The sequence below is a fragment of the Rhizobium bangladeshense genome (assembly GCF_017357245.1).
GTDB lineage: Bacteria > Pseudomonadota > Alphaproteobacteria > Rhizobiales > Rhizobiaceae > Rhizobium > Rhizobium bangladeshense.
In genome coordinates this window covers 3,157,512-3,179,364 of sequence record NZ_CP071612.1, presented here as the reverse complement: position 1 = coordinate 3,179,364, position 21,853 = coordinate 3,157,512, and the positions used below count along the sequence as shown (strand labels likewise).

Genomic DNA, 21,853 nt, shown 5'->3' with positions numbered 1-21,853 from the left:
AAAGGGCCCGCGCTGAAGCCATCAATGGCAATAGCGGTAGCCACCCTTTCTTTCGATCACGTCGAGATGGAAATGGGTTTCATGGGCGGCGTCGCTTTCGGGGTCGAGGACGGTGGTGAAATAGAGGCAGCCGGCGGCGCTGACGGTGCGCTGGAAGGCGCCGGTTAGCGTCGGGTCCTCGCGGCGGGAGCGGACGGCGACATCCTCGCCCTTTTCGAAGTGGAAGCTCACAATATCGATGGCGTTGCCGCGGGCATGCTCGGAGATCTTGCCTGTTTCGGAGCCGTTGCGCAGGCGGCACATATAGGCCGTAGCCTGGTTGACAGCGGTAATGCGGCCCTGCTCCGGTAGGGCGGCGGAAGCGGCGGGGATGACGCTCTCCTTGATCCAGCGGGCAAGGGCGAGTGCGGCGGGGCACCGGATCGTCGCTTCCGGTTTCAGCGTGATACCGGGCAGGGCTTCGGAGACGATGATCGGCTTGTCGATGCCGCAGCCGTTGCCGTCGTCGATACGCGGCGCTTGCCGGAAGACGACACCCAGGGCCTTGAGTGCGGTGGTGCATTCGGCGTGCGCGGCATCGCTCTCCGGTTCAATCGTCAGATTCTGCTCTTCAAGCGTCTGCTCAGCGGGCGGCTTGCCCTCCTCCGCGGGCGTAGGTGGACTTTGGTGCATGTCCGGCGGCAGCGGTGGGCCCTGCATTGGTTCTGATGGCTCGGGTTTTGCCGGTGCGGTCTGAGGCGTTGGTATCTGGCCTGATGCCGGCGCCTCAGGCTCCTTGATATCCGGTTTCGGCTGAGGAGCGGGGACCTCTTCAGGCGTGGGCGGTTCCGCCTTTTCCGAAGACGGGGCGGTGGGGCTGGTCACGGGGGCGGCATCGGGCCTAGGCTGGGGCAATGGACCTTGTGGTGGCAGGCGGGCGCCGACAAGAAAGACAGTAGCGGCGAGAAGGATCGCCAATGTCGAAAATTTTCTCAACGCATCCGCTTCCTAGTGTCCGTGGCTAGAAACAACGCTTGAGAACGTTTTTCGTTGCAATTGTGCAACGTCCTTGAAGAAGGCTAAAACTTGATCGCAATATTCAACATAGTGCGGCAGCTTATGTTGACAATCGTCCTCATGTTTTTTATGCGGCGAAAAGAAGGCGGAATTCTGCTTCGTCTTTATCCGTAAAAGCCCAGCCAGCCCATCGAGCGTTCGACCGCCACGACCAGCCAGCCCGGTAATCATCATTAGAGGGTAGGTTATGATCATCCGGCATTGGCGCTCGGTTCTATTGGTCTGCACGGCAGCCGTTCTTCCTGTTTCGCAGTCGTTCGCGCAAAGCGCCTCGGCACCGACGCCACAAGCGACGGCCGATGACAGCACTGTCCTGCAGAAGATTGTCGTCAAGGGCAAGCGCGTGGCTCCGGGCAGCGTCGCCGACACGCCGCTCGCCACGGAAATCACCAAGAAACAGCTGGAAGAGAAACAGGTTACCAATTTCGACGATATCGGCCGCAGCGTCGATGCAGGCGTCAACTATTCGCGCGCCGATGCGGGCTTTAATCTGCGCGGCTTTTCCGGCGCTCGCATCTTGACCACCATAGACGGCATTCCGATACCTTATATTTCAAACAGCTCGCGCCAGGGCGCTTTTGCGCCTGCCAACGCAAATGGCGGCGGCGATACGTTCGATTTCGATTCGCTGTCCTCGCTCGATATCGTGCGCGGCGCGGATTCGAGCAAGGGCGGTTCGGGCATGCTCGGCGGCGCCATCGTTCTCAATACGCTGGAGCCGGAAGATCTCATTCCGGAAGGCCGAGATTGGGGCGCGATCGTGAAATCGACCTATGACAGCGAAGACCGCAGCCTTTCCGGCTCGGCCGCCGCCGCCAAGAAGATCGGCGGCACCTCGATCCTGTTCCAGGGCGGCTACCGCAAAGGCCATGAGCGGGCGAACTTGGGCAACAATGACGTTTACGGCGCTCGTCGGACCGAGGCGAATCCTGCCGATTTCGACCAGAACAACCTGCTCTTCAAACTGCGTCAGGAGCTGGAAGGCGGTCATCGCATCGGCTTGACGGCGGAACGCTTCCGCCGCGACCTAGAAACCGACCTGCGCCATCTTCAGGGAGGAACCAGCCCCCGCAACTTCATGATGGACAATTATGACGGTCGCGAACAGCGTGACCGCGATCGCGTATCGCTCGACTACGATTATGAAGCGCAGTCTTCCGACGCGTTCTTCAGCAGTGCGCGCGCCACACTTTATTGGCAGGATTTGAAGAAGGAGGCCGGCAGCGGGGGCCGTACGACCGCCGATGTTGCCTATGGCCGCAATAACGAGGTCGAAAACGAAACCTGGGGCTTCAGCGGCACCGCGACGAAGGATTTCGAATATTCCGGTCTCAGCCACTCCGTTCGCGTCGGCCTTGACGTCGGCGTCTCCAGCTGGAGCCAATATAGCTGGGCTCTGTGCCCCACGTCGACGACTTGCCCGTCGCTGAACAACCAGGCGGAAGTGCCGAATGTGGACAGCCAGAACCTTGGGCTAGTTGTCGAAGACAAGATCGAGATCGGCAATACCGGCTTCACGCTGACGCCCGGCTTCCGCTTCGACTGGTTCAACTACGATCCCTCGACCGGCGGCGGTTTTGCCAACAATACCGGCCTTACCCGTTTCGGCGATCTTCGCGAGCGAACGGAAGCTGCCATGTCGCCGAAGATCCTTGCGACATACGACCTGACGCCTGATGTAGAGCTCTATATGCAACTGGCCGTCGGCTTCCGCGCACCGACGGTGGATGAGCTTTACAGCCGCTTCTACAACCCTACAGGTCGCTACGCCCAACTCGGCAATCCTGATCTGGAACCGGAAATCGGCCGCGGCATCGAAATCGGCACCAATTTCGACACGGGCGATTTTACCGGAAGGGTCGCGGCTTTCCATACCCGTTATCAGAACTTTATTGAAACGGTAACGAGCGTCGACGCGACAGGCTTTACTGAGTTCAATTACACGAACGTGGCAGCGGCGACGATCTCGGGTATTGAAGCAAGCGCCGCCAAGACCTTTGACAACGGCATCAATCTGCATGCCTCGCTTGCCTATGCCTATGGCAGGAATGAAGAGACCACCCAGCGCCTGCGCTCGGTGGCGCCGTTCAAGGCGATCATTGGCGGCGGCTGGAGCAATGAGACCTTCGGCTTCGACCTTTCCTCGACGCTTTCGGCCGGCATGCTGACCGACCACCTCAATACCGTCGGCACGACCCCCGATACGACCTTCGATGCGCCTGGTTATGCCATCGTGGATTTGACCGGCTGGTGGACGCCGGAACAGCTGCCGGGCCTGCGCGTTCAAGCTGGTGTCTACAACATCTTCGACCAGGAGCACTACAACGCGCTCGCCGTGCGCGACGTTAATCTCAACTCGGCGACGGCGTCGCAGCCGCGGGAGTGGTATTCCGAGCCGGGCCGCACATACAAGGTGTCGCTCACCAAGACCTTCTGATTGCCATCAATACTTTCGAGGCTGGGGGAGGGGCGGCTTTTGGGCCGCTCTTTTTTCGTTACGCAATCGCCTCTTGCGCGGCGGCTGATCTCAGGCTAACAATTTTTTCATGATCAAGTCTTTGAACATCGCTGTTTGGTGGTGGGCTCGCTGAGGCGGCCTCGACCAATCGTGTCCAAAGACGACGACGAGTGAGCCGCCCGAAACTTCGAGGCGGCTTTTTTGTTTATCGCCGCCTGTCGTCCGGGCCCCGATAACGGAGTGGAACTATGGTAACGATCCTTCGGGATGATGGTGCGGAAATCTACGAGACCAAGGGCGGCATCACTGTCACCCGGCAGCGGCGGGCGATCCCCTATGCCGACGCGGTCTCTTCCTATGTCGACAAGCTCGACGAGCGCCGCGGCGCGGTCTTCTCGTCGAACTACGAATATCCGGGCCGTTATACGCGCTGGGATACCGCCGTCGTCGATCCGCCGCTCGGCATCTCCTCCTTCGGGCGCGACGTCTGGATCGAGGCCTATAACGAGCGCGGCGAGGTGCTCCTCGGCTTCGTGACCGAGCGGCTGAAGACGGTGCCCGAGCTCGTGCTCGGCGCCTCCTCCGCCCGTCGCCTCGACCTCTCCGTCAAGACGCCGGATCGGGTATTCACCGAGGAAGAGCGCTCGAAGATGCCGACCGTCTTCACGGTACTGCGTGCCGTCACCGACCTGTTCTATTCGCAGGCGGATGCGAGCCTTGGACTCTACGGCGCCTTCGGCTACGACATCGCCTTCCAGTTCGATGCGATCGATCTGAAACTGACGCGGCCTTCCGATCAGCGCGATATGGTGCTCTATCTGCCGGACGAGATCCTCGTCGTCGACAACTATGCCGCCAAGGCCTGGATCGACCGCTATGATTTCGAGAGGGACGGTGTAACGACCGAAGGCAAGGCCGAGGATATCGCGCCGGAGCCCTTCAAGCACACGGATGCCATTCCGCCGAAGAGCGACCATCGGCCGGGCGAGTATGCCGAGCTCGTCACTAAGGCGAAGGAAAGTTTCCGCAAAGGCGATCTCTTCGAGGTTGTGCCTGGGCAGAAATTCATGGAGCGCTGCGAAAGCAAGCCTTCCGATATTTCCAAACGGCTGAAGGCGATCAATCCCTCGCCCTATTCCTTCTTCATCAATCTCGGCAATCAGGAATATCTGGTTGGCGCCTCGCCCGAGATGTTCGTGCGTGTCTCCGGCCGCCGCATCGAGACCTGCCCGATCTCGGGCACGATCAAGCGCGGCGACGATCCGATCGCCGACAGCGAGCAGATCCTGAAGCTCCTGAATTCGAAGAAGGACGAATCCGAGCTGACCATGTGCTCGGACGTCGACCGCAACGACAAGAGCCGCGTGTGCGAGCCCGGTTCGGTCAAGGTGATCGGCCGCCGGCAGATCGAGATGTATTCGCGCCTCATCCACACGGTCGACCATATCGAGGGGCGGCTGCGTGACGACATGGATGCCTTCGATGGCTTCCTGAGCCACGCCTGGGCGGTCACCGTGACCGGGGCCCCGAAGCTCTGGGCTATGCGCTTCATCGAGAGCCATGAAAAGAGCCCGCGCGCATGGTATGGTGGGGCGATTGGCATGGTCGGCTTCAATGGCGACATGAACACCGGCCTGACGCTGCGCACCGTGCGCATCAAGGACGGCATCGCCGAAGTGCGCGCCGGCGCGACGCTGCTTAACGATTCCATTCCTGAGGAAGAAGAAGCCGAAACCGAATTGAAGGCCTCTGCCATGCTTTCCGCCATACGAGACGCCAAGACCGGCAATTCCGGCAAGATCCAGCGCGACGTCGCGAGCGTCGGCAAGGGCGTCAGCATCCTGCTCATCGACCATGAGGATAGCTTCGTCCACACGCTCGCCAATTATTTCCGCCAGACGGGGGCGACGGTTTCAACCGTCCGCACACCGGTGCCGGAAGAGATCTTCGATCGGCTGAACCCCGATCTCGTCGTGCTGTCGCCAGGGCCTGGAACGCCCAGGGATTTCGACTGCAAGGCGACGATCAAAAAAGCGCGAGCGCGTAACCTGCCGATCTTCGGCGTCTGCCTCGGCCTGCAGGCGCTCGCCGAGGCGTATGGCGGGGAACTGCGCCATCTGGCGCTTCCGATGCATGGCAAGCCGTCGCGAATCCGTGTGCTGGAGCCGGGCATCGTCTTCTCCGGTCTTTCAAAGGAGGTGACGGTCGGCCGCTACCACTCGATCTTCGCCGACCCTTCGACCCTGCCGCGTGAATTCATCATCACGGCGGAGAGCGACGACGGCACGATCATGGGCATAGAGCATGCCAAGGAGCCTGTCGCCGCGGTGCAGTTCCATCCGGAATCGATCATGACACTCGGCGGCGATGCCGGAATGCGGATGATCGAGAACGTCGTGGCGCATCTGGCGCGCAAGGTGAAGACAAAGGCTGCTTGACGGCGATTGCGCCGCTCTTCCTGCTTGCGGGAAGGGCGGCGCGGGCATTCCTACGTGGATTCAGTGGTCGGTGCGGGACAGTATTGCGGAGCCCGGTTGACTTTATCGGACAAATCGGAACATTTCAGGAACGATCAATCGGAGCCAGTTGCCGTGGCCAATGCTGAAAAGTTCATCATCCTCCCTTACCGCAAGAACCGCGGCAATCTCGTGCCCGGCGAAATGCGCCAGGCATCCAATTCCATCAGCGCGGAAAAGATCGCTTTGGCGATGGCCGAGCGCTTCGTCGGCGTTGCGGCCTATGCGGTCATCGTCGACGAAGAAACAGGCGACATGACCTCGCCGCGCCTGCTTGCGCGATACGGCGAGATTGCCGATCTCAACGCCGCCTGAGGCATTTTTTCGATGGAGACGTCGCTCTACCTGCCGGTCAAAGCTTTTCTCGAGGCGGCCGGTTACGTCGTGAAGGGTGAGGTCGGCGGATGCGATCTCGTCGGCTTGAGCGAAGGTGAGCCGCCGGTCGTAGTCGTCTGCGAACTCAAGCTCTCCTTCAACCTCGAACTGCTTCTCCAGGCAGTCGACCGGGCGTCGATGAGCGATGAGGTCTGGATCGCGGCGCGCGTTTCGGTCAAGGGGCGCGGGCGGGAGACCGACAAACGCTATCGCGACCTCTGCCGGCGGCTCGGCATCGGCATGCTAGGCATTTCCGACGGCGGCGAAGTCAGCGTCGTCGTCAGCTCCATCTCTCCTATGCCGCGCACCAATCCAAAGCGGCGTTCACGCCTCGTCAGCGAGCACCAACGCCGACGCGGCGATCCCGTTGTTGGCGGCGGTTCGCGGGCGCCGATCATGACGGCTTACCGCCAGCAGGCGCTGCTCTGCGCGGCAGCACTTGAGCAGGGACTCAAGCGACCGCGGGAGATGAAACTGATCGCACCCAAGGCGGGGCCAATCCTGCGTGACAACGTATACGGATGGTTCGAGCGTACGGAAAAGGGGGTTTATGCTTTGACGTCAGCCGGCCAAGCCGCTCTTGTGCGCTGGCCGCAGCCCGTGCTTTCGGAGCTGGCGCCCTTGAGCGGTGCAGTGCCCGGCAACGAGAGTGCGGCAATCTGATTTCGCTTGGGCGGAGCCACCGCTGGAAAGCGCGCGCCATTTGCTTTGACAAATCCTCCAGCATCGCCCATACCACCCTCAACTGGACCGCCTGCGCGACATTCGCGTGGGCGGTTTTGCATTTCAATGGCCTGGATCCTGCTATTCACTCGCAACCGCAGGAGGACGATATGAGCGACAACGGCGATCTTACGGTTCGGAAGCTGGCGATGTGGGGCATCCCGCTGTCGCTCGGCGTCATGGGGCTGAAGATGGTGGCCTGGTGGGTGACCGGCTCGGTGGCACTGCTATCGGACGGGCTCGAATCGATGGTCAACGTCGTTGCCGCCTTCATCGCCTTCTTTGTCATCCGTTATGCGCAGAAGCCGGCCGATCATGACCATCCCTTCGGCCATCACAAGGCGGAATACCTATCCGCCGTCACCGAAGGTGTGCTGATCGTCGTCGCCGCGCTGCTGATCGTCAAGGAGGCTATCGGCTATCTCGCCGAGCCGCGCATGCTCGATGCACCGGCGCTTGGCCTTGCGGTTAATTTTGCCGCAGGCCTCATTAATGCGGTCTGGGCGCGCCTGTTGATCCGGACCGGACGCAAGCATCGATCGGCGGCGCTGACGGCGGACGGCCAGCATATCATGTCGGATGTGGTGACGTCGGTCGGCGTACTCGTCGGTCTGCTCCTGGCGCTGGCGACAGGCTATGCGATCTTCGATCCGGTGCTTGCCATCCTTGTTGCCTGCAATATCCTCTATCAGGGCTGGAAGGTGATCTCGCAATCGATCGGCGGGCTGATGGACCAGGCTGTTAAGCCGGAGGAGGAGGAGGCGATCAAGCAGGCGATCGCCACCCATGCAGAGGGCTCGATCGGCGTGCATGACCTAAAAACAAGGCGGGCGGGCACCGTCACCTTCATCGATTTTCATATGGTGGTGCCGGGCTCTATGTCCGTGAGGCAGGCGCATGATATATGCGATCGCCTTGAGGATGCCATCAGAGCCGTGCATGAGGGCGCCAAAATAGCCATTCATGTGGAGCCGGAGGGCGAAAAAGCCCATGGCATCCGCGTCAAAGTCGTCAAGGAGGCATGATGCCGAATACAGATGTTTCCAGCCTGTCTATGCTGGGCCACCAGACCGAAACTGCGAATTCGCCGGAGGAGGCGGTGCTGGAAAAAGTACCGTCCAATCATGCCGGCACAGATTACGTGGTGCGTTTCACCGCGCCGGAGTTCACCTCGCTCTGCCCGATGACCGGGCAGCCGGATTTCGCCCATATCGTCATCGACTATATTCCGGGTGAATGGTTGGTGGAATCGAAGTCGCTGAAGCTCTTCCTGCATTCCTTCCGCAATCACGGCGCCTTCCACGAGGATTGCTCGATCTACATCGCCAAGCGCATCGTCGAACTGCTCGATCCCAAGTGGCTGCGGATCGGCGCCTACTGGTATCCGCGCGGCGGCATTCCGATCGACGTGTTCTGGCAGACGGGCAAGCCGCCGGAAGGCGTGTGGCTGCCTGAGCAGGGCGTCGCCACCTATCGTGGACGTGGGTGAGCCGCGGTGTCGCCTAAGGCGGCAGCAATCGATCCCGTGCATCGATTGCAGCGGCGAACGCCCTAAGCCATAGTGAAGGGCCGGTCAACGGTGCGGCAACCGCTGCCCGTCTTCACCCGCTAAACCTCAAACATCCGTAACGTCGGCGGACGAGTCGTCGCTGTAATCGTCGCCGTCGTCGTAATCCGCCTGCTGGACATTGTCGTCATTGTCATTGCCGGCATTATCCGATGCCTGGCGGGTGTCGTCGTTGCCAAAAAAATTGTTGATAACGGTTTCCTCGTTGGGGGCGCTGGCATTGCCGAAGGGGTTGGCGCCAAAGGGCGAGCCCCAGCCAAGCGAGGACATGTGGTTGCTGAAGATGCCGCTCAGCGAATTGGCAAGCAGCATGCCGCCGGCGACACCGGCCGCCGTGCCGAGCGCGCCGCGCAGGAAGCTGCCGCCGGCAGACGGCGCGGAGGCCTGCTGGCTCCACGGGCCGCTCGGCTGCTGCGGCATCTGGCGAGCGTTGCTGTCGTAGCCGCGAGATTCGTCATAGGAACGCGACGGCTGACCCCAGGGGCCGGGGTTGGAGGGGACGGGCGCGGGCTGCTGCGTCTGGGTGTTGCCGAAGATCGAGCTCAGGAAACCGCCGCCCTGTTCGGCCTGGTGGTGCTCGCTGGCGCCGGCTTCGAGCTGTCGGACACGCTCCTCGAGCTCCTTGATGTGGTTTGCGGCAGCTTCCAGGCCCTTTTCCTGCACGATAACGGCCTGGGCAAGATAATAAGTGGCCGACGGCTGCTCGCGCGTTGCCTGCTCGATCAGGGCTTCGGCCTCGCGGTCACGCGGCTGGGCTTGCGCCGTGCGCACGCGGTCGAAGAGGGCTGTCAACAATTGGCGTTCTTCCGGTGACATATCCTGTCTCCTGTTGATCTCGGATGGCGGTGCCATGTGAGGGGTGAGGTAGGAACCGATTCAGGCTTTTCAAAGCCTTCTACCGTTACATTTCAGTAAGGCTTGCGGAACGGCGCGCGGCTTCTTAAGGATATCTCCACCGCTTCCGTGCCTTGTGTTTTTCCCGCATTGTTTTAGGCATTGAGTCGCACTATGTGCGAGGAACCCGAATTCATCTCCGAGAGGTTCGAATGAACGACGAAGAACAGGACGACAAGACGAAGGAACTGCCGCTCGGCAAGGAAACGGAGGCGAATCTTTTCAAGTCGCGTTCGATCTTCATCTATGGACCGATCAACCAGGAACTGGCGCAGAAGGTCTGCTCGCAGCTCGTGGCGCTTGCCGCGGCCAGTGACGATGACATCCGCATCTATGTCAATTCGCCCGGCGGCCACGTCGAATCCGGCGATTCCATCCATGACATGGTCAAGTTCATCAAGCCGAAGGTCTGGATGATCGGCACGGGCTGGGTCGCTTCCGCAGGTGCGCTGATCTATGTGGCGGCTCCGAGGGAGCGGCGTCTGTGCCTGCCAAACACGCGCTTCCTGCTGCATCAACCGTCGGGCGGCACGCGCGGCATGGCATCCGACATCGAGATCCAGGCACGCGAGATCATCAAGATGAACGAACGCCTGAACAAGATCATGGCGGAGGCAACCGGCCAGCCGCTCGACAAGATAGCCAAGGATACGGATCGCGACTATTGGCTGTCGGCGGAAGAGGCGAAGGACTATGGCCTCGTCTCGCGGATCGTCACATCGCAGGCCGATATCTGAGCTTTCCAGCCTAAACAGTTGAACCGCCCTTGCCTGCCGATCGCAGGCAAGGGCGGTTTGTTTTTGGATGATGCTTATGCTTGCCCATACCGCTGGACAGAAAGAGTTGAATCCGGACTTGCGCGCGCGACAACTGTCGTGCTCCATGCGCCATTCCCGCAGCCCGAGTTCCGCCATGCTCAAAGATTTTTCCGTCCAGGCCCTGTTCATGGGGCTGTTGACTGCTTTCGTCGGTTCCGCCAGCTCTTTTGCCGTCGTGCTGCACGGCCTGCGGGCGGTCGGCGCGACAGAGGCACAGGCAGCTTCGGGGCTGATGGCATTGTCGATCTCCATGGGGATCTGCGCGATCGTGCTCAGCGCCTTGACCCGATTGCCGATCAGCATCGCCTGGTCGACGCCGGGCGCGGCATTGCTTGCAAGCACCGGGGTGGTCGAGGGTGGCTTCAATGCGGCAGTCGGGGCGTTTCTCATCTGCGCGGCGCTGATCGTCGTTGCCGGACTGTTCAAGCCGCTCGGCCGCGCGGTTGCCGCCATCCCCGCGCCGCTCGCCAATGCGATGCTCGCCGGCGTGCTGATCGGTCTCTGCTTCGCGCCTGTAAAGGCGATAGGTTTCAATCCGCTGCTCGGTCTGCCGATCGTTATTTCCTGGATCGTTGTCGGCGCCTTCAAGCGGCTCTGGGCGGTGCCGGCAGCACTCGCAGCCTTCGTGCTGGTGCTCGCCTTCGGCGTCGATATCCCTGAAGGCGCTTTCGCCTCGCTTGAACGATCGCTGGTGCCGACGGCGGAAATCGTCGCGCCTGTATTCAATCTCGCCGCCCTTATTTCGATCGCGCTGCCGCTCTTCATCGTCACCATGGCATCGCAGAATATTCCCGGCATCGCGGTACTGAAGGTCAATCTCTACGATCCAAAACCCGGCCCGCTCTTTGCCGTCACCGGTTTCTTCTCACTGCTGTCGGCGCCTTTCGGCGGCCACGCCATTAATCTGGCGGCGATCACTGCGGCCATGTGCGCCGGGCAGGATGCCCATGCCGATCCGAAACGGCGCTATTGGGCATCGCTGATCGCCGGCATCGGTTACGTCATTCTCGGGCTGCTTGCGGGCGCGGTGACGGCTTTCGTGGCGCTCGCGCCTCCCATTCTGATCGAGGCAGTGGCGGGGCTGGCGTTGGTCGGCGCTTTTTCGTCCTCGGCGATGTCGGCGTTCCAGGCGCCGGAATCGCGCGAGGCGGCCGCGATCACCTTTCTCGTCACCGCATCCGGCGTTTCCTTCGGCGGCATTTCAGGCGCCTTCTGGGGATTGATCGCCGGCGGGTTGATGCTGGCGCTGTCGCGGCTTGTGAAGAGGTCCAAAGACCGCGCTCAGCAGGCGTGAGGGAAGCCGGCGGGCCGCGAGGGCTTGCCAGTTCTGCTGCCCGAGGTTATAAGCGCGGCCATGAAGACCTCTGGCGCCAAGATTTCCGACATGATTGCACGCGGCCGCATCGCCGCGCGTGACGTCTCGTGCGCCCTGACCTCGCTTCTTCTCCTCGGCCTTACGCGCGGTTGCCGGGTCCTTTGAGGAGCGCTCGGCGGCCGAAAGCCCGCCCGGCCATCGCTCCTCGCGACTCACTTTCAAAATGACCCAACGAACCGATGAAGGTCCGTATTTGTTTATCGCCAAACCCGATGTGATCGGCTAAGAGGCGGGGCAAATGCCGGACGAGGAGACAAGACAATGGACACCACCACCAGCCGATCCTCAGCAAAAGGCATGCCCGATGCCGGCGTGAAATACCGGCCCTATCCGCAGGTGAACATTCCGGACCGCACCTGGCCGACAAAGATCATCACCAAGGCGCCCGTCTGGTGCTCGGTTGACCTGCGCGACGGCAACCAGGCGCTGGTCGATCCGATGGGTCACGACCGCAAGGCCCGTATGTTCCATCTGTTGCTGGATATGGGTTTCAAGGAAATCGAGATCGGTTTCCCATCGGCGTCGCAGACGGATTTCGATTTCGCCCGCTGGTGCGTGGAGGAGGGCAACGTGCCCGCTGACGTTTCCCTGCAGGTGCTGGTGCAGTGCCGGCCGGAGCTCATCACCCGCACCTTCGAGGCGTTGGAAGGGGCAAATCGGCCGATCGTGCATTTCTACAATTCGACCAGCGAGCTGCAGCGCCGCGTCGTCTTCGCCAAGGATGTGCAGGGTATTAAGCAGATCGCCGTCGATGCCGCCAAGATGATCACCGACATGGCCGCCAAGGCCGGCGGCGGCTATCGTTTCGAATATTCGCCCGAAAGCTTCACCGGCACCGAGCTGGAAGTGGCTCTGGAGATTTGCAATGCCGTCATCGAGGTGGTGAAGCCGACGCCCGACAACAAGCTGATCATCAACCTGCCGTCGACCGTCGAGATGGCGACGCCGAACGTCTATGCCGATCAGATCGAATGGATGTGCCGCAACCTCGACAATCGCGAGAACCTGATCGTGTCGCTGCACCCGCATAACGACCGCGGTACCGGAATCGCCGCCGCCGAACTGGCCTTGCTTGCGGGCGCCGACCGCGTCGAAGGCACGCTGTTCGGCAATGGCGAGCGCACCGGCAATGTCGACGTCGTCACCATGGCATTGAACATGTTCACGCAAGGGGTCGACCCCGGGATCGACTGCTCGAACATCGAGCGCATCAAGGAAGTGTTCGAGTATTCGAACCAGATGGCGATCAGCGAGCGTCACCCCTATGTCGGCGAACTGGTCTACACGGCTTTCTCCGGTTCGCATCAGGATGCGATCAACAAGGGGATGAAGGCGGCGCAGGTCGCCAACCATCCGGTCTGGGAAGTGCCTTACCTGCCGATCGACCCGCGCGATGTCGGTCGCTCTTACGAAGCGATCATCCGCATCAACTCGCAGTCCGGCAAAGGCGGCATCGCCTATATCCTGCAGCAGGATTACGGGCTGAATCTGCCGCGCAACCTTCAGGTCGAGTTCCGCGAAGACATCCAGCGCATCACCGATGTCGAGGGCAAGGAGCTTCCTTCGAAGCGCATCTACGACCGCTTCATCGAGCGCTACGTAACGCAGCCGGACGCGCGCCTGAAATTCGTCGACCACCACACGTATCCGGACACGGAGCGCAAGGGCCAGCGGATCGTCGCGGCCGAGATCACCGACAACGGTGAGATCAAACGCATCGAAGGGCGCGGCAACGGTCCGATCGACGGCTTCATCAACGCGCTGTCGCATTATCTCGGCATCGAGATGTCGGTCGAGGACTATTCGGAGCATTCGCTGCAGCACGGCTCGAACGCCGCCGCGATTTCCTATGTCGAGACCTCCTATCCCGGCGGCAAGCTCTTTGGCGCCGGCATCAATACCAACATCGTCGCGGCATCGCTCGAAGCAATCGTCTCGGCGGCCAATCGGGTGCTCGAGGTGAAGGCCGGCAAGGCCTGATCGAACAGAGTCAGGCCGCGGCGGAGTCGGTGTGGCCTGATGATGCGCTCTGCCCCTCGCTTACACCCGATGGGAGCAACTGCCCGCCGCTCTTTTCCACCGCAAACGTTTGTGGGGAGCAATGCGGTGCAACGAGTTCCTTCTCCCCAGCGGGGAGAAGATGCCGGCAGGCAGATGAGCGGGTGAGCGACGATAGGAGCGAAGCACTGAGCGCAAGCGAAGGGCAATAATAAATGCTCTGCCGTGTGGGCCCTTACCGACCCACGGGCCAACTTCTCCCCACTGGGGAGAAGAGGGAGCAGGCCTTACCGTCTCACCAATAATCAAATCGCCGTGGCGATCTTCGTGGCGAGCTGGCCGAGGGCGGCTTCGGCGGAGGGACCAGCGAGAACGTAGGATGTGCCGGCATTGTGCCAAGTCACGAGGCCGATCTCGTCCCGGATCGTTTCCTTGAAGTCTTCGGTCTCGGGCGGCTGCGCATCCTTGCGGAAGCAGATGGAGATGATGTCGCCGTCGGCGTTGGAATAGACGAGCTGCCCGACGGGGCGGCTGTCGCCGAGAATCACGCGGGCGCCCTGGAACGTCCAGGATTCGGCGCTGAGATCGGGAACGCGGAAGGGCACGCCGATCGCAGTTGTGAGCCAGCTGGAGATTTCCTCCGCCTGCGAGGCCGGCACTTCGACGAGGTGACGCGGCTGGCGGATCAGCAGACGTTGATAGGCTGTGACGTCACTCAGCCAGTCGCTGGTATTGGCCGGCGCCGTGGCGGAGGTCGTCGTGGCGATTTCATCTGCATCCGGGGTGGAGCCGGCAAAGTAGCCGATGCCGCAACCGACGACGAAGAGGATAAGCGCGGCTGCCAGCGCTTGTGGGCCGCTGGGGGCCAGTTTCACCTGCGGGCGCGTGGCGCGCTGGGCGATCGGCGTCTTTGGCGGCTGCGTGCTCTTGATAGAGCGGACGAGGGCGAGCGGGACCGGCTCCTTCAGGACATCGTCGAGGCGGCGTCGTCCGAAATCGGCGCCATGGCGCAGCTTTTCATGCAGGCGGCGCGCATTCTCATCGGTCGCCAGACGCTGTTCCAGCTCGTGCCGTTGTTCGGGCGAGACCTTGCCGTCGAGAAGGGCGGTGAGCTGGGCTTCGAGCGGCAATTTCCTGAGATCGAGCAATTCAGTACCTGTGGATGGGGTGGGTGCCGGCAAGTCCAGCGAAATGCAGCCTTGCTGTGGCGAGTTGGGAGACGACGCTTGCCGCCGAAATGCCCATGATGTCGGCCGCCTGCTGATAGCTGTGGCCTTCGACATCGACGAGCAGAAAGATCGCAGAAACACCCTCCGGCATTTCGGCGATCATGCGATGGATGGCGTCGGGATCGACCGAAGCCGAGCGTTCGCGCGCAGCTTCTCTGATATCGGTGACGTTGCCGCGCGCCGACGCCTTCGTCTTGCGCTTGCGGCTGTCCTCAGTCCATTGCTGGCGGGCAAGCGTATAGATCCAGCTTTCCAGCCGGCCTTCGCCGCTCCACTGATGCCCCTTGGCAATGGCACGCAGACAGACCGCTTGGACAAGTTCATCAGCCACACCCGCTTCGCCCGCGAGCGTGATCGCGAAGCGACGAAGATGGGGCAGAAGGCCGACGAGATCACGCCGGAGGTCGATGGTCGTTGCGGGCTGACGCATTGTCTATCCAAGAAGCATTCACAATGGTTTCGCGGACGAAAGCTTCGCCATCGGACGCGAAACCGGCTTTATCGTCACCGGAGATGCAGGTGCTTTATGAAACAAGTCTACTGCACTCCGCAAGCATTCGGTCATCTTATCCCCCTTTCGCTAGGGGTTTTCATAATCTAGCCCGCAAAGCTTGCGTCAATATGTCCTGTAGCCGTTCAAGCTTTGCAGCAGAGCGCGATAGGCCCAGGTGTCTTCGCCGCCGCGGTCGCGAATTTCGACGAGCTGGACGCGCGCCCCCTGGATATCTCCCTGTTCCACCAGCGCCATACCCATGTAGGAGCGGGCGAGAATATAATTCTCATCCGCCTGCAACGCCTTGCGGTAATAGGACATGCCGAGCTCGATGCGGCCTGCCTTGCGGTTGGCATAGCCAAGATAGTTCAGGATCCGTGGGTCGTTCTGATCGCGGGCGAGATTGAGCACGGTGATGGCGTTCTCATACTGGCCGGCATAGGCGAATTCGCGGGCGAACTTATAGAGATCATCATCGTTGAAGCTGTTCTTCTTCGGTGTGACGCATTCCTTCTTGTCCTTGTCCCAGACCTTGCCGCCGGTGCAGCTCTTGGTCGTCTCGGTCTTCGGCGGAGGATTGGTGTTGTCGTTGCTGTCGCCGGCCGCGAAGGCGGCGCTCGCCATGCCGAAGAAAAAGCCGGCGGCAAGTGTGGTTCTGCACAGGCGATGGAAGGGGGAAGTCATTGGCGGCTCCGTTCTGGGGCGATGCAGTTGATCGGATTGTACGCTTACCGGTAAAAATACCAAGAGGGTAAGCGGCCTCCATGACAAATGTTGCGGCGGCGGCGAAGCGCTTGGCAAGACCGCTTCAAGTGCTGCATGAATTGAGTCGGAAGTCAGCGCTAACCTGCGAAAATATCGACGCTTTCCGGCATCATTGCGTCGCCTGTCCTGTTCAGGCTGAAGCGCTCGCCGGTGAGTTCCCAGGCCCCTGGAGAGCCATCGATGGAGAAGAGGTTGTAGGCGGCCGGCGGCTTGATGCTGCCGGGGGCCTGCGAGGCCGACGCGACGCCGACGACGGGCACCGGCTGCACTTGGCCGCGCAGCCAGTGCAGCGTGTTCAGATGCGTGTGGCCGTGCAGCACGAGCTCGGCGCCGCCGGTCGAAATGACGGCTGCGAAGCGGCGGATACCGATCATGCGCTTGTAGAAGGTGGTGGCGCCACGGATCGGCGGATGGTGGATCATGACAACACGAAAGAGACCGGCCTCGCCGGCGGCGCGAAGCATGTTCACCGTATCGCGGGCCTGGCGAGCGCTGAAAAAGCCGGAGGCGGCGAAGGGCGGCGTGGCGACTGCCGTGGAACAGCCGACGATCGCGACTTTGTCACGGACGCGCAGATAGGGGAAAATATGGCGGTCTTCCTGCCATTGCGGCGAGGCGAGGTCGCCGCGGACATAGTCGTACCAGGCGCGCATCGACTTCTCATAGGCGCCCGGCACATAGGCGTCGTGATTGCCGGGAACGACCGAGGTGTCGGCAGGATCGCCGAGCGCGCGCAACCAGGCGGCGGCGGCACGGATCTCGATGCCGCTGGCCAGGTTGACGAGGTCGCCGGTGACGGCCAAATGATCGGCCTGATGAGCGCGGATGTCGTCGAGCAACAGATCCAGCGTGCTGCCGAAAAGGTGCTTGCGTCGATTTCGATGCCAGTTCACAAAGCCGGTGATGCGTTTTGAAAACAGCTCTTGAACAGAAAGACGGGGCAGCGGTCCGAGGTGGACGTCGGAAATATGCGCGAGCTTGAACATGCTACGAGACATAGACCAGCTTATTGACAAATCAAACACATCCGGCGCGATGAAAAGCCGAAACGGAACGATGGTGGATAAAGAGAAGCGCCCCCCTCACATCAGGCTGGCCCTGCGCCTCCTGCATGTCTATTTCTCCTTTGCCCGCGGCATGACGATGGGTGTCCGGGCGGCCTGCTTCGACAAGGACGGCCGTATTTTCCTCGTGCGCCACAGCTATATCGGCGGCTGGCATATGCCCGGAGGCGGGCTGGAGCGCAACGAGACGGCCGAAGAAGCGCTGGTGAAGGAACTGCGCGAGGAGGGCAATCTCAGGATCATCGGGAAACCACAACTGGTCCAGGTCTATTTCAACACCACGACCACCCGGCGCGACCATGTCGTGTTCTACCGCGTGACGGTCGAGCAGACGGCGCCGAGGCCGCCGGATTGGGAGATATCCGACAGCGGGTTCTTTTCGCTCGAAAGCCTGCCCGAAGGCACGACCGAGGCGACGCATCGCCGCCTCGCCGAACTTCGTGGCGAGCAGGAACCCGACCACCGCTGGTAAAAAGTTTCAGGCTGCATTCAGCTTGTCGCGCCCATGCGGGCTGCCGAGATCGAGTGTCGGGCCGACCGGAACGATGCCGCTCGGGTTTATCGTCTTGTGGCTGCGGTAATAATGCTGCTTGATGTGCTTCAGGTTTACCGTCTCGGCAACGCCTGCGGTCTGATAGAGGTCCCTGAGATAGCCGGGCAGGTTGCGGTAATCCGCGATGCGGCGGATATTGCACTTGAAGTGGCCGACATAAACAGGGTCGAAGCGCACCAGCGTGGTGAGGAGGCGCCAGTCCGCCTCGGTCAATATGTCGCCGAAGAGGTAGCGGCCCCTGCCCAGGCGATCGTCGAGAACATCGAGGGTTTCGAACAGTTTGCCGACATTTTCCTCGTATGCTTCTTGAGTTGTGGCAAAGCCTGCCTTGTAGACGCCGTTGTTGACGGTGTCGTAGACGGTAGCGTTCAGCGCGTCGATTTCGGCACGCAGATTCTCCGGATAAAAATCAGCCTTCGAGCCCGTCAGTGCATCGAAGGCGCCGTTGAACATGCGGATGATTTCGGCCGATTCATTGCTGACGATCGTGCCGGTCTTCTTGTCCCAGAGGACGGGAACGGTGACACGGCCGGAATAATGGGGGTCGGCCTTGACGTAGATCTGCCAGAGGGTGGCGGCGCCGAAGAGGTGATCGCCGGTGGCGCCGTCACCGACCTTGAACTCCCAGCCATTCTCGAGCATCAGCGGATCCACGACAGAAACCGAAATCAGCTCCTCCAGCTTCTTCAGCTTGCGGAAGATCAGCGTGCGGTGCGCCCAGGGACAGGCAAGCGAGACGTAGAGATGATAACGCCCGGCCTCGGCCTTGAAGCCGCCGTTTCCGGAAGGCCCAGCCTCGCCGTCCGCAGTCACCCAATTGCGGAACTGCGAGGGCTGCCGCTTGAAATGGCCTTTGCTCTCCTTCGTGTCGTACCAGACGTCATGCCAGACGCCGTCCACCAGCATTCCCATGATGTTCGTTCCCTTAAATGGCAGAGGTCCTGATTGGTGTCCGGACCGGTAATTGCGTTCGGATCGAAGATAGGTGAGATAGCGGGGCGTTGCAGGCGGTAAAGATTGAACAGTGCGTCACGTCATTCGTGTGGCAGTTCGTCCTTTGCGCTTCTGAAAAGACGCGAGGCGCTGTCGTGCGCATTTTGCGTTGGACGGCCGAAATTTTTCCTGCTATCGGCCTTCTCACGATTTAGGACCCTGCTTGATGTTCATTTTCAGAAACCCGCGACGACGCTGATGTTCCCGAACGCCGAAGGCGTGTTCGCGACCCATCAATCTGTCCATCCGGTTTCTGTCATCATGTACAAGCACGATCTCGTCTACCTCACTGAAGACGCGTCCCACGACGCCGCCATCGAACACATCAATGAAGAAGCCTTCGGTCCGGGCCGCTTCGCGCGGGCGGCGGCGCGAATCCGCGAACAAGGGCCGCATGACCTGTCGCTCTCCTTCATCTGCGCCGATGATGGCGAGACGATCGCCTCCGTGCGCATGACGCCGGTGCTGGCCGGCAAGGTGAAGGGGCATCTGCTCGGTCCGCTTGCCGTCCGTCCCTCGCACAAAAATATGGGCATCGGCCGGGAGTTGGTACGGATCGCAGTGGAAGCTGCGCGTCGCAAGGGTTCGGAAGCCGTCATCCTCGTCGGCGATCCTCCCTATTACGGCCCGCTCGGCTTCGAGAAGGTTGCCTACAATGCGCTTACCTTTCCTGGCCCCGTGGATCCAGGTCGGGTGCTCGTCGTTCCGATCGCCGAAGGTGTGCACGAACGGCTGAAAGGCCCCATTGCCTGGCGCGATACGTCTTATTAGAGCTTTGCAGAGGAAGCTGCTCGTGTCGTACCTTGGCCTCTTCGTCCGCTTTTGTGAGCATCCTCGCGTAAGACCGGCGCCGCTTAGCGTATCCGGAATAGGCCGCGGTCACCTAGCCGTCGCTATCGATGCGATTACCTTCCTTCGCGCCACCACATGGCGCCGAAGGCGAGCAGCAGGATGCCTACGCCGGCGAAGCCGGCAAAGAGCGGCAGCGTGTTGATACCCTTCAGAACGGTCTCGTTGGTCATGCGGATCATCATCCGATCGTGATCGGAGACGCGGACCTGGCCACGCACCGGCAGGATCGGCGGAACGCTGACCGCGCCACTTTCACTGACGACGCGGGCGACGAGTCCCTTGCTTCGGTCGGTAACCGGCCTCAACACATCCGTCGTCGAGATCATTGCCTTGAATTCCGGGGCATCGACGGCACCGATATGGACGAGCGTCGAAAGCGGGCCGTTGCGGATTTCGAAGAGGCCGATCTCGTCCATCCTCTTCTCGGCCTTGTAGAGCCCGGGCTCAGTCTGAGTGAGCGGCAGGGTTTCGGTCTTGCCGGAGGGATAGCGCACCGTGGCGTTGCCCGGATTGTCGCCGATTGTCTGGCGGGTTACTTCAAGGGTGCGGCCAGAGGCGCGCGCCGTCAGGGCTTCTTCCTCCAGCGCCGGTTCCTTCATCAGCCAGTGGGCGACACGGCGATAGAGCGAGACATTGGGGCCGCCGCCTTCGAAGCCGCGCGCCCAAAGCCAGCCCTGATCGGAAAGCAGCATGGCGACGCGGCCCTGGCCGGAGCGGTTCAGCACGAGAAGCGGGTGGTTGTCGGCGCCAAGCATGATCGTCTCGCCTTCAGGCTTCTCGACGTCGACGCTGCGGAACCAGCGGCCCCAATGCGGCGGATCCTCGCTGGAACCGTCCAGGCCGCGCGTGACGGGGTGCTTGCGACCTTCCTCGGAGAGTCGGGGATAGAAGGCTTTCTCGATCATCTGCCCGGTGGGCATTGCCGGCAGCACCGCGGAAAGCGGCGTCACCGCGATGGAATCGGGGCCGGCATGTTCGGGACCGGCGGCGACCAGCAGCGCGCCACCGTTTTCGACATATTGCGCGATGTTGTCGTAATAGAGCAGCGGCAGCACGCCACGATGCTGGTAGCGGTCGAAGATGATCAGGTCGAAATCCTTGATCTTGTCGACGAAGAGCTCGCGCGTCGGAAAGGCGATCAGGGAGAGCTCGTTGATCGGCGTGCCGTCCTGCTTCTCCGGCGGACGCAGAATGGTGAAGTGGACGAGATCGACCGAGGCGTCGGATTTCAACAGGTTGCGCCAGGCGCGCTCGCCGGCATGCGGCTCGCCGGACACGAGCAGGACGCGCAGATTCTGCCGGATGCCGTCGATGACGTGGACGGCCCGGTTGTTGGCGGCGGTGACTTCGCCGGGAAGCTCTGCGACGGAGAATTCGAGGACGTTGCTGCCGCCGCCCGGAACCTTGAAGGAGAAAGGTGTGTCCTGGCCGGGTGTCGCTCGCAGGGTCGCGATCTCGTTGCCGTTCAGCTTCACCGTGACATCGGCGGTGCCGCCGGGGCTCGGGCCGTCATCGAAGACGCGCAGAATGACCTGCTGCTCCTCATTGACGATGCCGAAACGCGGTCCCTTGATCACTTCGATGCGGCGATCGAACTCGTTTGCCTTGCCGGTCACAAGGCCGTGGATCGGCGCGTCGAAAGCGAGTGCCTGATTGGCGGCAGGAACGTCATGGATTTCCCCGTCAGTCAGCATGATGGCGCCGCCGACGCGGGCGGGCGGGACATCGGCGATGTTGGCCGACAGCGCGTCGAACAGACGGGTGGCGGGCACGTCGGAGTTGACGTCGCCTTCGACATCGACGAAGCGGGGTTCTATCTGGGGAAAGCGGGCGAGTTGTCCCTTCAAGGCGGCAAGTGCCTCGTCGGTCATCTTGACGCGATCGGGTGTCTGCTGGCTTTGGCTGCGGTCGACGATGACGGGGACGATCGTCGAAAGTTGATCGCGGTCTTCCTGCAGCAGCACGGGATTGGTCAGCGCGGTCAGCAGCGCCGCCGCTGCCAGCGTCCTGATCCAGGCGCCGCGGACACCGCGCCAGATCGCAAACGCGGCGATGAGAGCGCTGACGGCGGCCAGTGCGGCCAGAATCGGCCAAGGCAGGAAAGGCGAAAAATCGAAGGTCATC

General features: G+C 61.5%; 19 protein-coding genes. 11 read left to right on the top strand and 8 right to left on the bottom strand.

Going from position 1 to position 21,853, the window contains the following annotated elements; translation table 11 throughout:
• Positions 1-21: 21 nt before the first annotated feature.
• The gene (locus J2J98_RS15495) at positions 22-975 is read right to left on the bottom strand and encodes an extensin-like domain-containing protein (protein ID WP_207601510.1); all 954 of its coding nucleotides are present in this window, start codon (positions 973-975) and stop codon (positions 22-24) included.
• Positions 976-1,243: 268 nt separating this feature from the next.
• Here J2J98_RS15495 and J2J98_RS15490 point away from each other — a divergent pair, with 268 nt between their 5' ends.
• The 6 genes from J2J98_RS15490 to queF all read left to right on the top strand — a co-directional run bounded on the left by J2J98_RS15490 (position 1,244) and on the right by queF (position 8,617).
• Positions 1,244-3,493, top strand: coding sequence for a TonB-dependent hemoglobin/transferrin/lactoferrin family receptor (locus J2J98_RS15490; RefSeq protein ID WP_207601509.1), 2,250 nt, complete (start codon positions 1,244-1,246; stop codon positions 3,491-3,493).
• A gap of 269 nt (positions 3,494-3,762) precedes the next feature.
• The gene (locus J2J98_RS15485; protein WP_207601508.1) at positions 3,763-5,952 is read left to right on the top strand and encodes an anthranilate synthase; all 2,190 of its coding nucleotides are present in this window, start codon (positions 3,763-3,765) and stop codon (positions 5,950-5,952) included.
• 153 nt (positions 5,953-6,105) lie between these two features.
• Positions 6,106-6,345 carry a hypothetical protein gene (locus tag J2J98_RS15480; protein WP_064705780.1) on the top strand — a complete coding sequence of 80 codons (240 nt, stop codon included), beginning with the start codon at positions 6,106-6,108 and terminating at the stop codon, positions 6,343-6,345.
• A 12-nt stretch (positions 6,346-6,357) separates the two neighbouring features.
• Positions 6,358-7,068, top strand: a complete 711-nt coding sequence (locus tag J2J98_RS15475; protein ID WP_207601507.1) for a DUF2161 domain-containing phosphodiesterase — start codon at positions 6,358-6,360, stop codon at positions 7,066-7,068.
• Positions 7,069-7,238: 170 nt separating this feature from the next.
• A complete protein-coding gene (gene emfA / locus J2J98_RS15470) occupies positions 7,239-8,153 on the top strand; it encodes a cation diffusion facilitator family transporter (protein WP_207601506.1) in 915 nt (304 codons plus the stop codon).
• The gene (queF, locus tag J2J98_RS15465; RefSeq protein ID WP_064705777.1) at positions 8,153-8,617 is read left to right on the top strand and encodes a preQ(1) synthase; all 465 of its coding nucleotides are present in this window, start codon (positions 8,153-8,155) and stop codon (positions 8,615-8,617) included. The genes emfA and queF overlap by 1 nt, the downstream gene beginning before the upstream one ends.
• A gap of 126 nt (positions 8,618-8,743) precedes the next feature.
• Here queF and J2J98_RS15460 read toward each other — a convergent pair whose 3' ends face one another.
• A complete protein-coding gene (locus J2J98_RS15460; RefSeq protein WP_064705776.1) occupies positions 8,744-9,511 on the bottom strand; it encodes a DUF2076 domain-containing protein in 768 nt (255 codons plus the stop codon).
• 230 nt (positions 9,512-9,741) lie between these two features.
• Here J2J98_RS15460 and J2J98_RS15455 point away from each other — a divergent pair, with 230 nt between their 5' ends.
• The 3 genes from J2J98_RS15455 to leuA all read left to right on the top strand — a co-directional run bounded on the left by J2J98_RS15455 (position 9,742) and on the right by leuA (position 13,762).
• Positions 9,742-10,326, top strand: coding sequence for an ATP-dependent Clp protease proteolytic subunit (locus J2J98_RS15455; RefSeq protein ID WP_064705775.1), 585 nt, complete (start codon positions 9,742-9,744; stop codon positions 10,324-10,326).
• 145 nt (positions 10,327-10,471) lie between these two features.
• Positions 10,472-11,701, top strand: a complete 1,230-nt coding sequence (locus J2J98_RS15450) for a benzoate/H(+) symporter BenE family transporter (protein ID WP_197491927.1) — start codon at positions 10,472-10,474, stop codon at positions 11,699-11,701.
• A gap of 342 nt (positions 11,702-12,043) precedes the next feature.
• Complete coding sequence (gene leuA, locus J2J98_RS15445) at positions 12,044-13,762, top strand: 2-isopropylmalate synthase (protein WP_064705774.1); 1,719 nt, start codon at positions 12,044-12,046, stop codon at positions 13,760-13,762.
• 323 nt (positions 13,763-14,085) lie between these two features.
• Here leuA and J2J98_RS15440 read toward each other — a convergent pair whose 3' ends face one another.
• From J2J98_RS15440 to J2J98_RS15425, 4 genes are all read right to left on the bottom strand, one after another.
• Entirely contained in the window at positions 14,086-14,928 is an 843-nt protein-coding gene (locus tag J2J98_RS15440) for an anti-sigma factor family protein (protein ID WP_207601505.1), read from the bottom strand.
• A 1-nt stretch (position 14,929) separates the two neighbouring features.
• Complete coding sequence (locus J2J98_RS15435; protein WP_207601504.1) at positions 14,930-15,439, bottom strand: RNA polymerase sigma factor; 510 nt, start codon at positions 15,437-15,439, stop codon at positions 14,930-14,932.
• A 186-nt stretch (positions 15,440-15,625) separates the two neighbouring features.
• Positions 15,626-16,186 carry a tetratricopeptide repeat protein gene (locus J2J98_RS15430; RefSeq protein ID WP_064705771.1) on the bottom strand — a complete coding sequence of 187 codons (561 nt, stop codon included), beginning with the start codon at positions 16,184-16,186 and terminating at the stop codon, positions 15,626-15,628.
• Between the two features lie 158 nt (positions 16,187-16,344).
• The gene (locus tag J2J98_RS15425) at positions 16,345-17,253 is read right to left on the bottom strand and encodes a metallophosphoesterase family protein (protein WP_207603145.1); all 909 of its coding nucleotides are present in this window, start codon (positions 17,251-17,253) and stop codon (positions 16,345-16,347) included.
• Between the two features lie 70 nt (positions 17,254-17,323).
• Between J2J98_RS15425 and J2J98_RS15420 the strand changes: the two genes are divergently transcribed.
• Positions 17,324-17,803 carry an NUDIX domain-containing protein gene (locus tag J2J98_RS15420; RefSeq protein ID WP_207601503.1) on the top strand — a complete coding sequence of 160 codons (480 nt, stop codon included), beginning with the start codon at positions 17,324-17,326 and terminating at the stop codon, positions 17,801-17,803.
• Between the two features lie 6 nt (positions 17,804-17,809).
• On the opposite strand, the gene J2J98_RS15415 is transcribed toward J2J98_RS15420, so the two are convergent.
• The gene (locus J2J98_RS15415) at positions 17,810-18,796 is read right to left on the bottom strand and encodes a glutathione S-transferase family protein (protein ID WP_207601502.1); all 987 of its coding nucleotides are present in this window, start codon (positions 18,794-18,796) and stop codon (positions 17,810-17,812) included.
• A 279-nt stretch (positions 18,797-19,075) separates the two neighbouring features.
• Here J2J98_RS15415 and J2J98_RS15410 point away from each other — a divergent pair, with 279 nt between their 5' ends.
• Positions 19,076-19,648: a GNAT family N-acetyltransferase gene (locus J2J98_RS15410; protein ID WP_207601501.1), complete on the top strand. Its 573-nt coding sequence runs from the start codon at positions 19,076-19,078 to the stop codon at positions 19,646-19,648.
• 134 nt (positions 19,649-19,782) lie between these two features.
• On the opposite strand, the gene J2J98_RS15405 is transcribed toward J2J98_RS15410, so the two are convergent.
• The gene (locus tag J2J98_RS15405; RefSeq protein ID WP_138393031.1) at positions 19,783-21,852 is read right to left on the bottom strand and encodes a hypothetical protein; all 2,070 of its coding nucleotides are present in this window, start codon (positions 21,850-21,852) and stop codon (positions 19,783-19,785) included.
• Position 21,853 lies beyond the last annotated feature (1 nt).

Excerpts from the sequence above, each read along its gene's own strand:
- J2J98_RS15435 (WP_207601504.1), bottom strand. The coding sequence starts at position 15,439 with ATGCGTCAGCCCGCAACGACCATCGACCTCCGGCGTGATCTCGTCGGC.
- J2J98_RS15485 (WP_207601508.1), top strand. The coding sequence starts at position 3,763 with ATGGTAACGATCCTTCGGGATGATGGTGCGGAAATCTACGAGACCAAG.
- leuA (WP_064705774.1), top strand. The coding sequence starts at position 12,044 with ATGGACACCACCACCAGCCGATCCTCAGCAAAAGGCATGCCCGATGCC.
- J2J98_RS15430 (WP_064705771.1), bottom strand. The coding sequence starts at position 16,186 with ATGACTTCCCCCTTCCATCGCCTGTGCAGAACCACACTTGCCGCCGGC.
- J2J98_RS15425 (WP_207603145.1), bottom strand. The coding sequence starts at position 17,253 with ATGTTCAAGCTCGCGCATATTTCCGACGTCCACCTCGGACCGCTGCCC.
- queF (WP_064705777.1), top strand. The coding sequence starts at position 8,153 with ATGCCGAATACAGATGTTTCCAGCCTGTCTATGCTGGGCCACCAGACC.
- J2J98_RS15460 (WP_064705776.1), bottom strand. The coding sequence starts at position 9,511 with ATGTCACCGGAAGAACGCCAATTGTTGACAGCCCTCTTCGACCGCGTG.
- J2J98_RS15420 (WP_207601503.1), top strand. The coding sequence starts at position 17,324 with ATGGTGGATAAAGAGAAGCGCCCCCCTCACATCAGGCTGGCCCTGCGC.
- J2J98_RS15455 (WP_064705775.1), top strand. The coding sequence starts at position 9,742 with ATGAACGACGAAGAACAGGACGACAAGACGAAGGAACTGCCGCTCGGC.
- J2J98_RS15410 (WP_207601501.1), top strand. The coding sequence starts at position 19,076 with ATGTTCCCGAACGCCGAAGGCGTGTTCGCGACCCATCAATCTGTCCAT.
- J2J98_RS15450 (WP_197491927.1), top strand. The coding sequence starts at position 10,472 with ATGCGCCATTCCCGCAGCCCGAGTTCCGCCATGCTCAAAGATTTTTCC.
- J2J98_RS15490 (WP_207601509.1), top strand. The coding sequence starts at position 1,244 with ATGATCATCCGGCATTGGCGCTCGGTTCTATTGGTCTGCACGGCAGCC.
- J2J98_RS15405 (WP_138393031.1), bottom strand. The coding sequence starts at position 21,852 with ATGACCTTCGATTTTTCGCCTTTCCTGCCTTGGCCGATTCTGGCCGCA.
- J2J98_RS15475 (WP_207601507.1), top strand. The coding sequence starts at position 6,358 with ATGGAGACGTCGCTCTACCTGCCGGTCAAAGCTTTTCTCGAGGCGGCC.
- emfA (WP_207601506.1), top strand. The coding sequence starts at position 7,239 with ATGAGCGACAACGGCGATCTTACGGTTCGGAAGCTGGCGATGTGGGGC.
- J2J98_RS15415 (WP_207601502.1), bottom strand. The coding sequence starts at position 18,796 with ATGGGAATGCTGGTGGACGGCGTCTGGCATGACGTCTGGTACGACACG.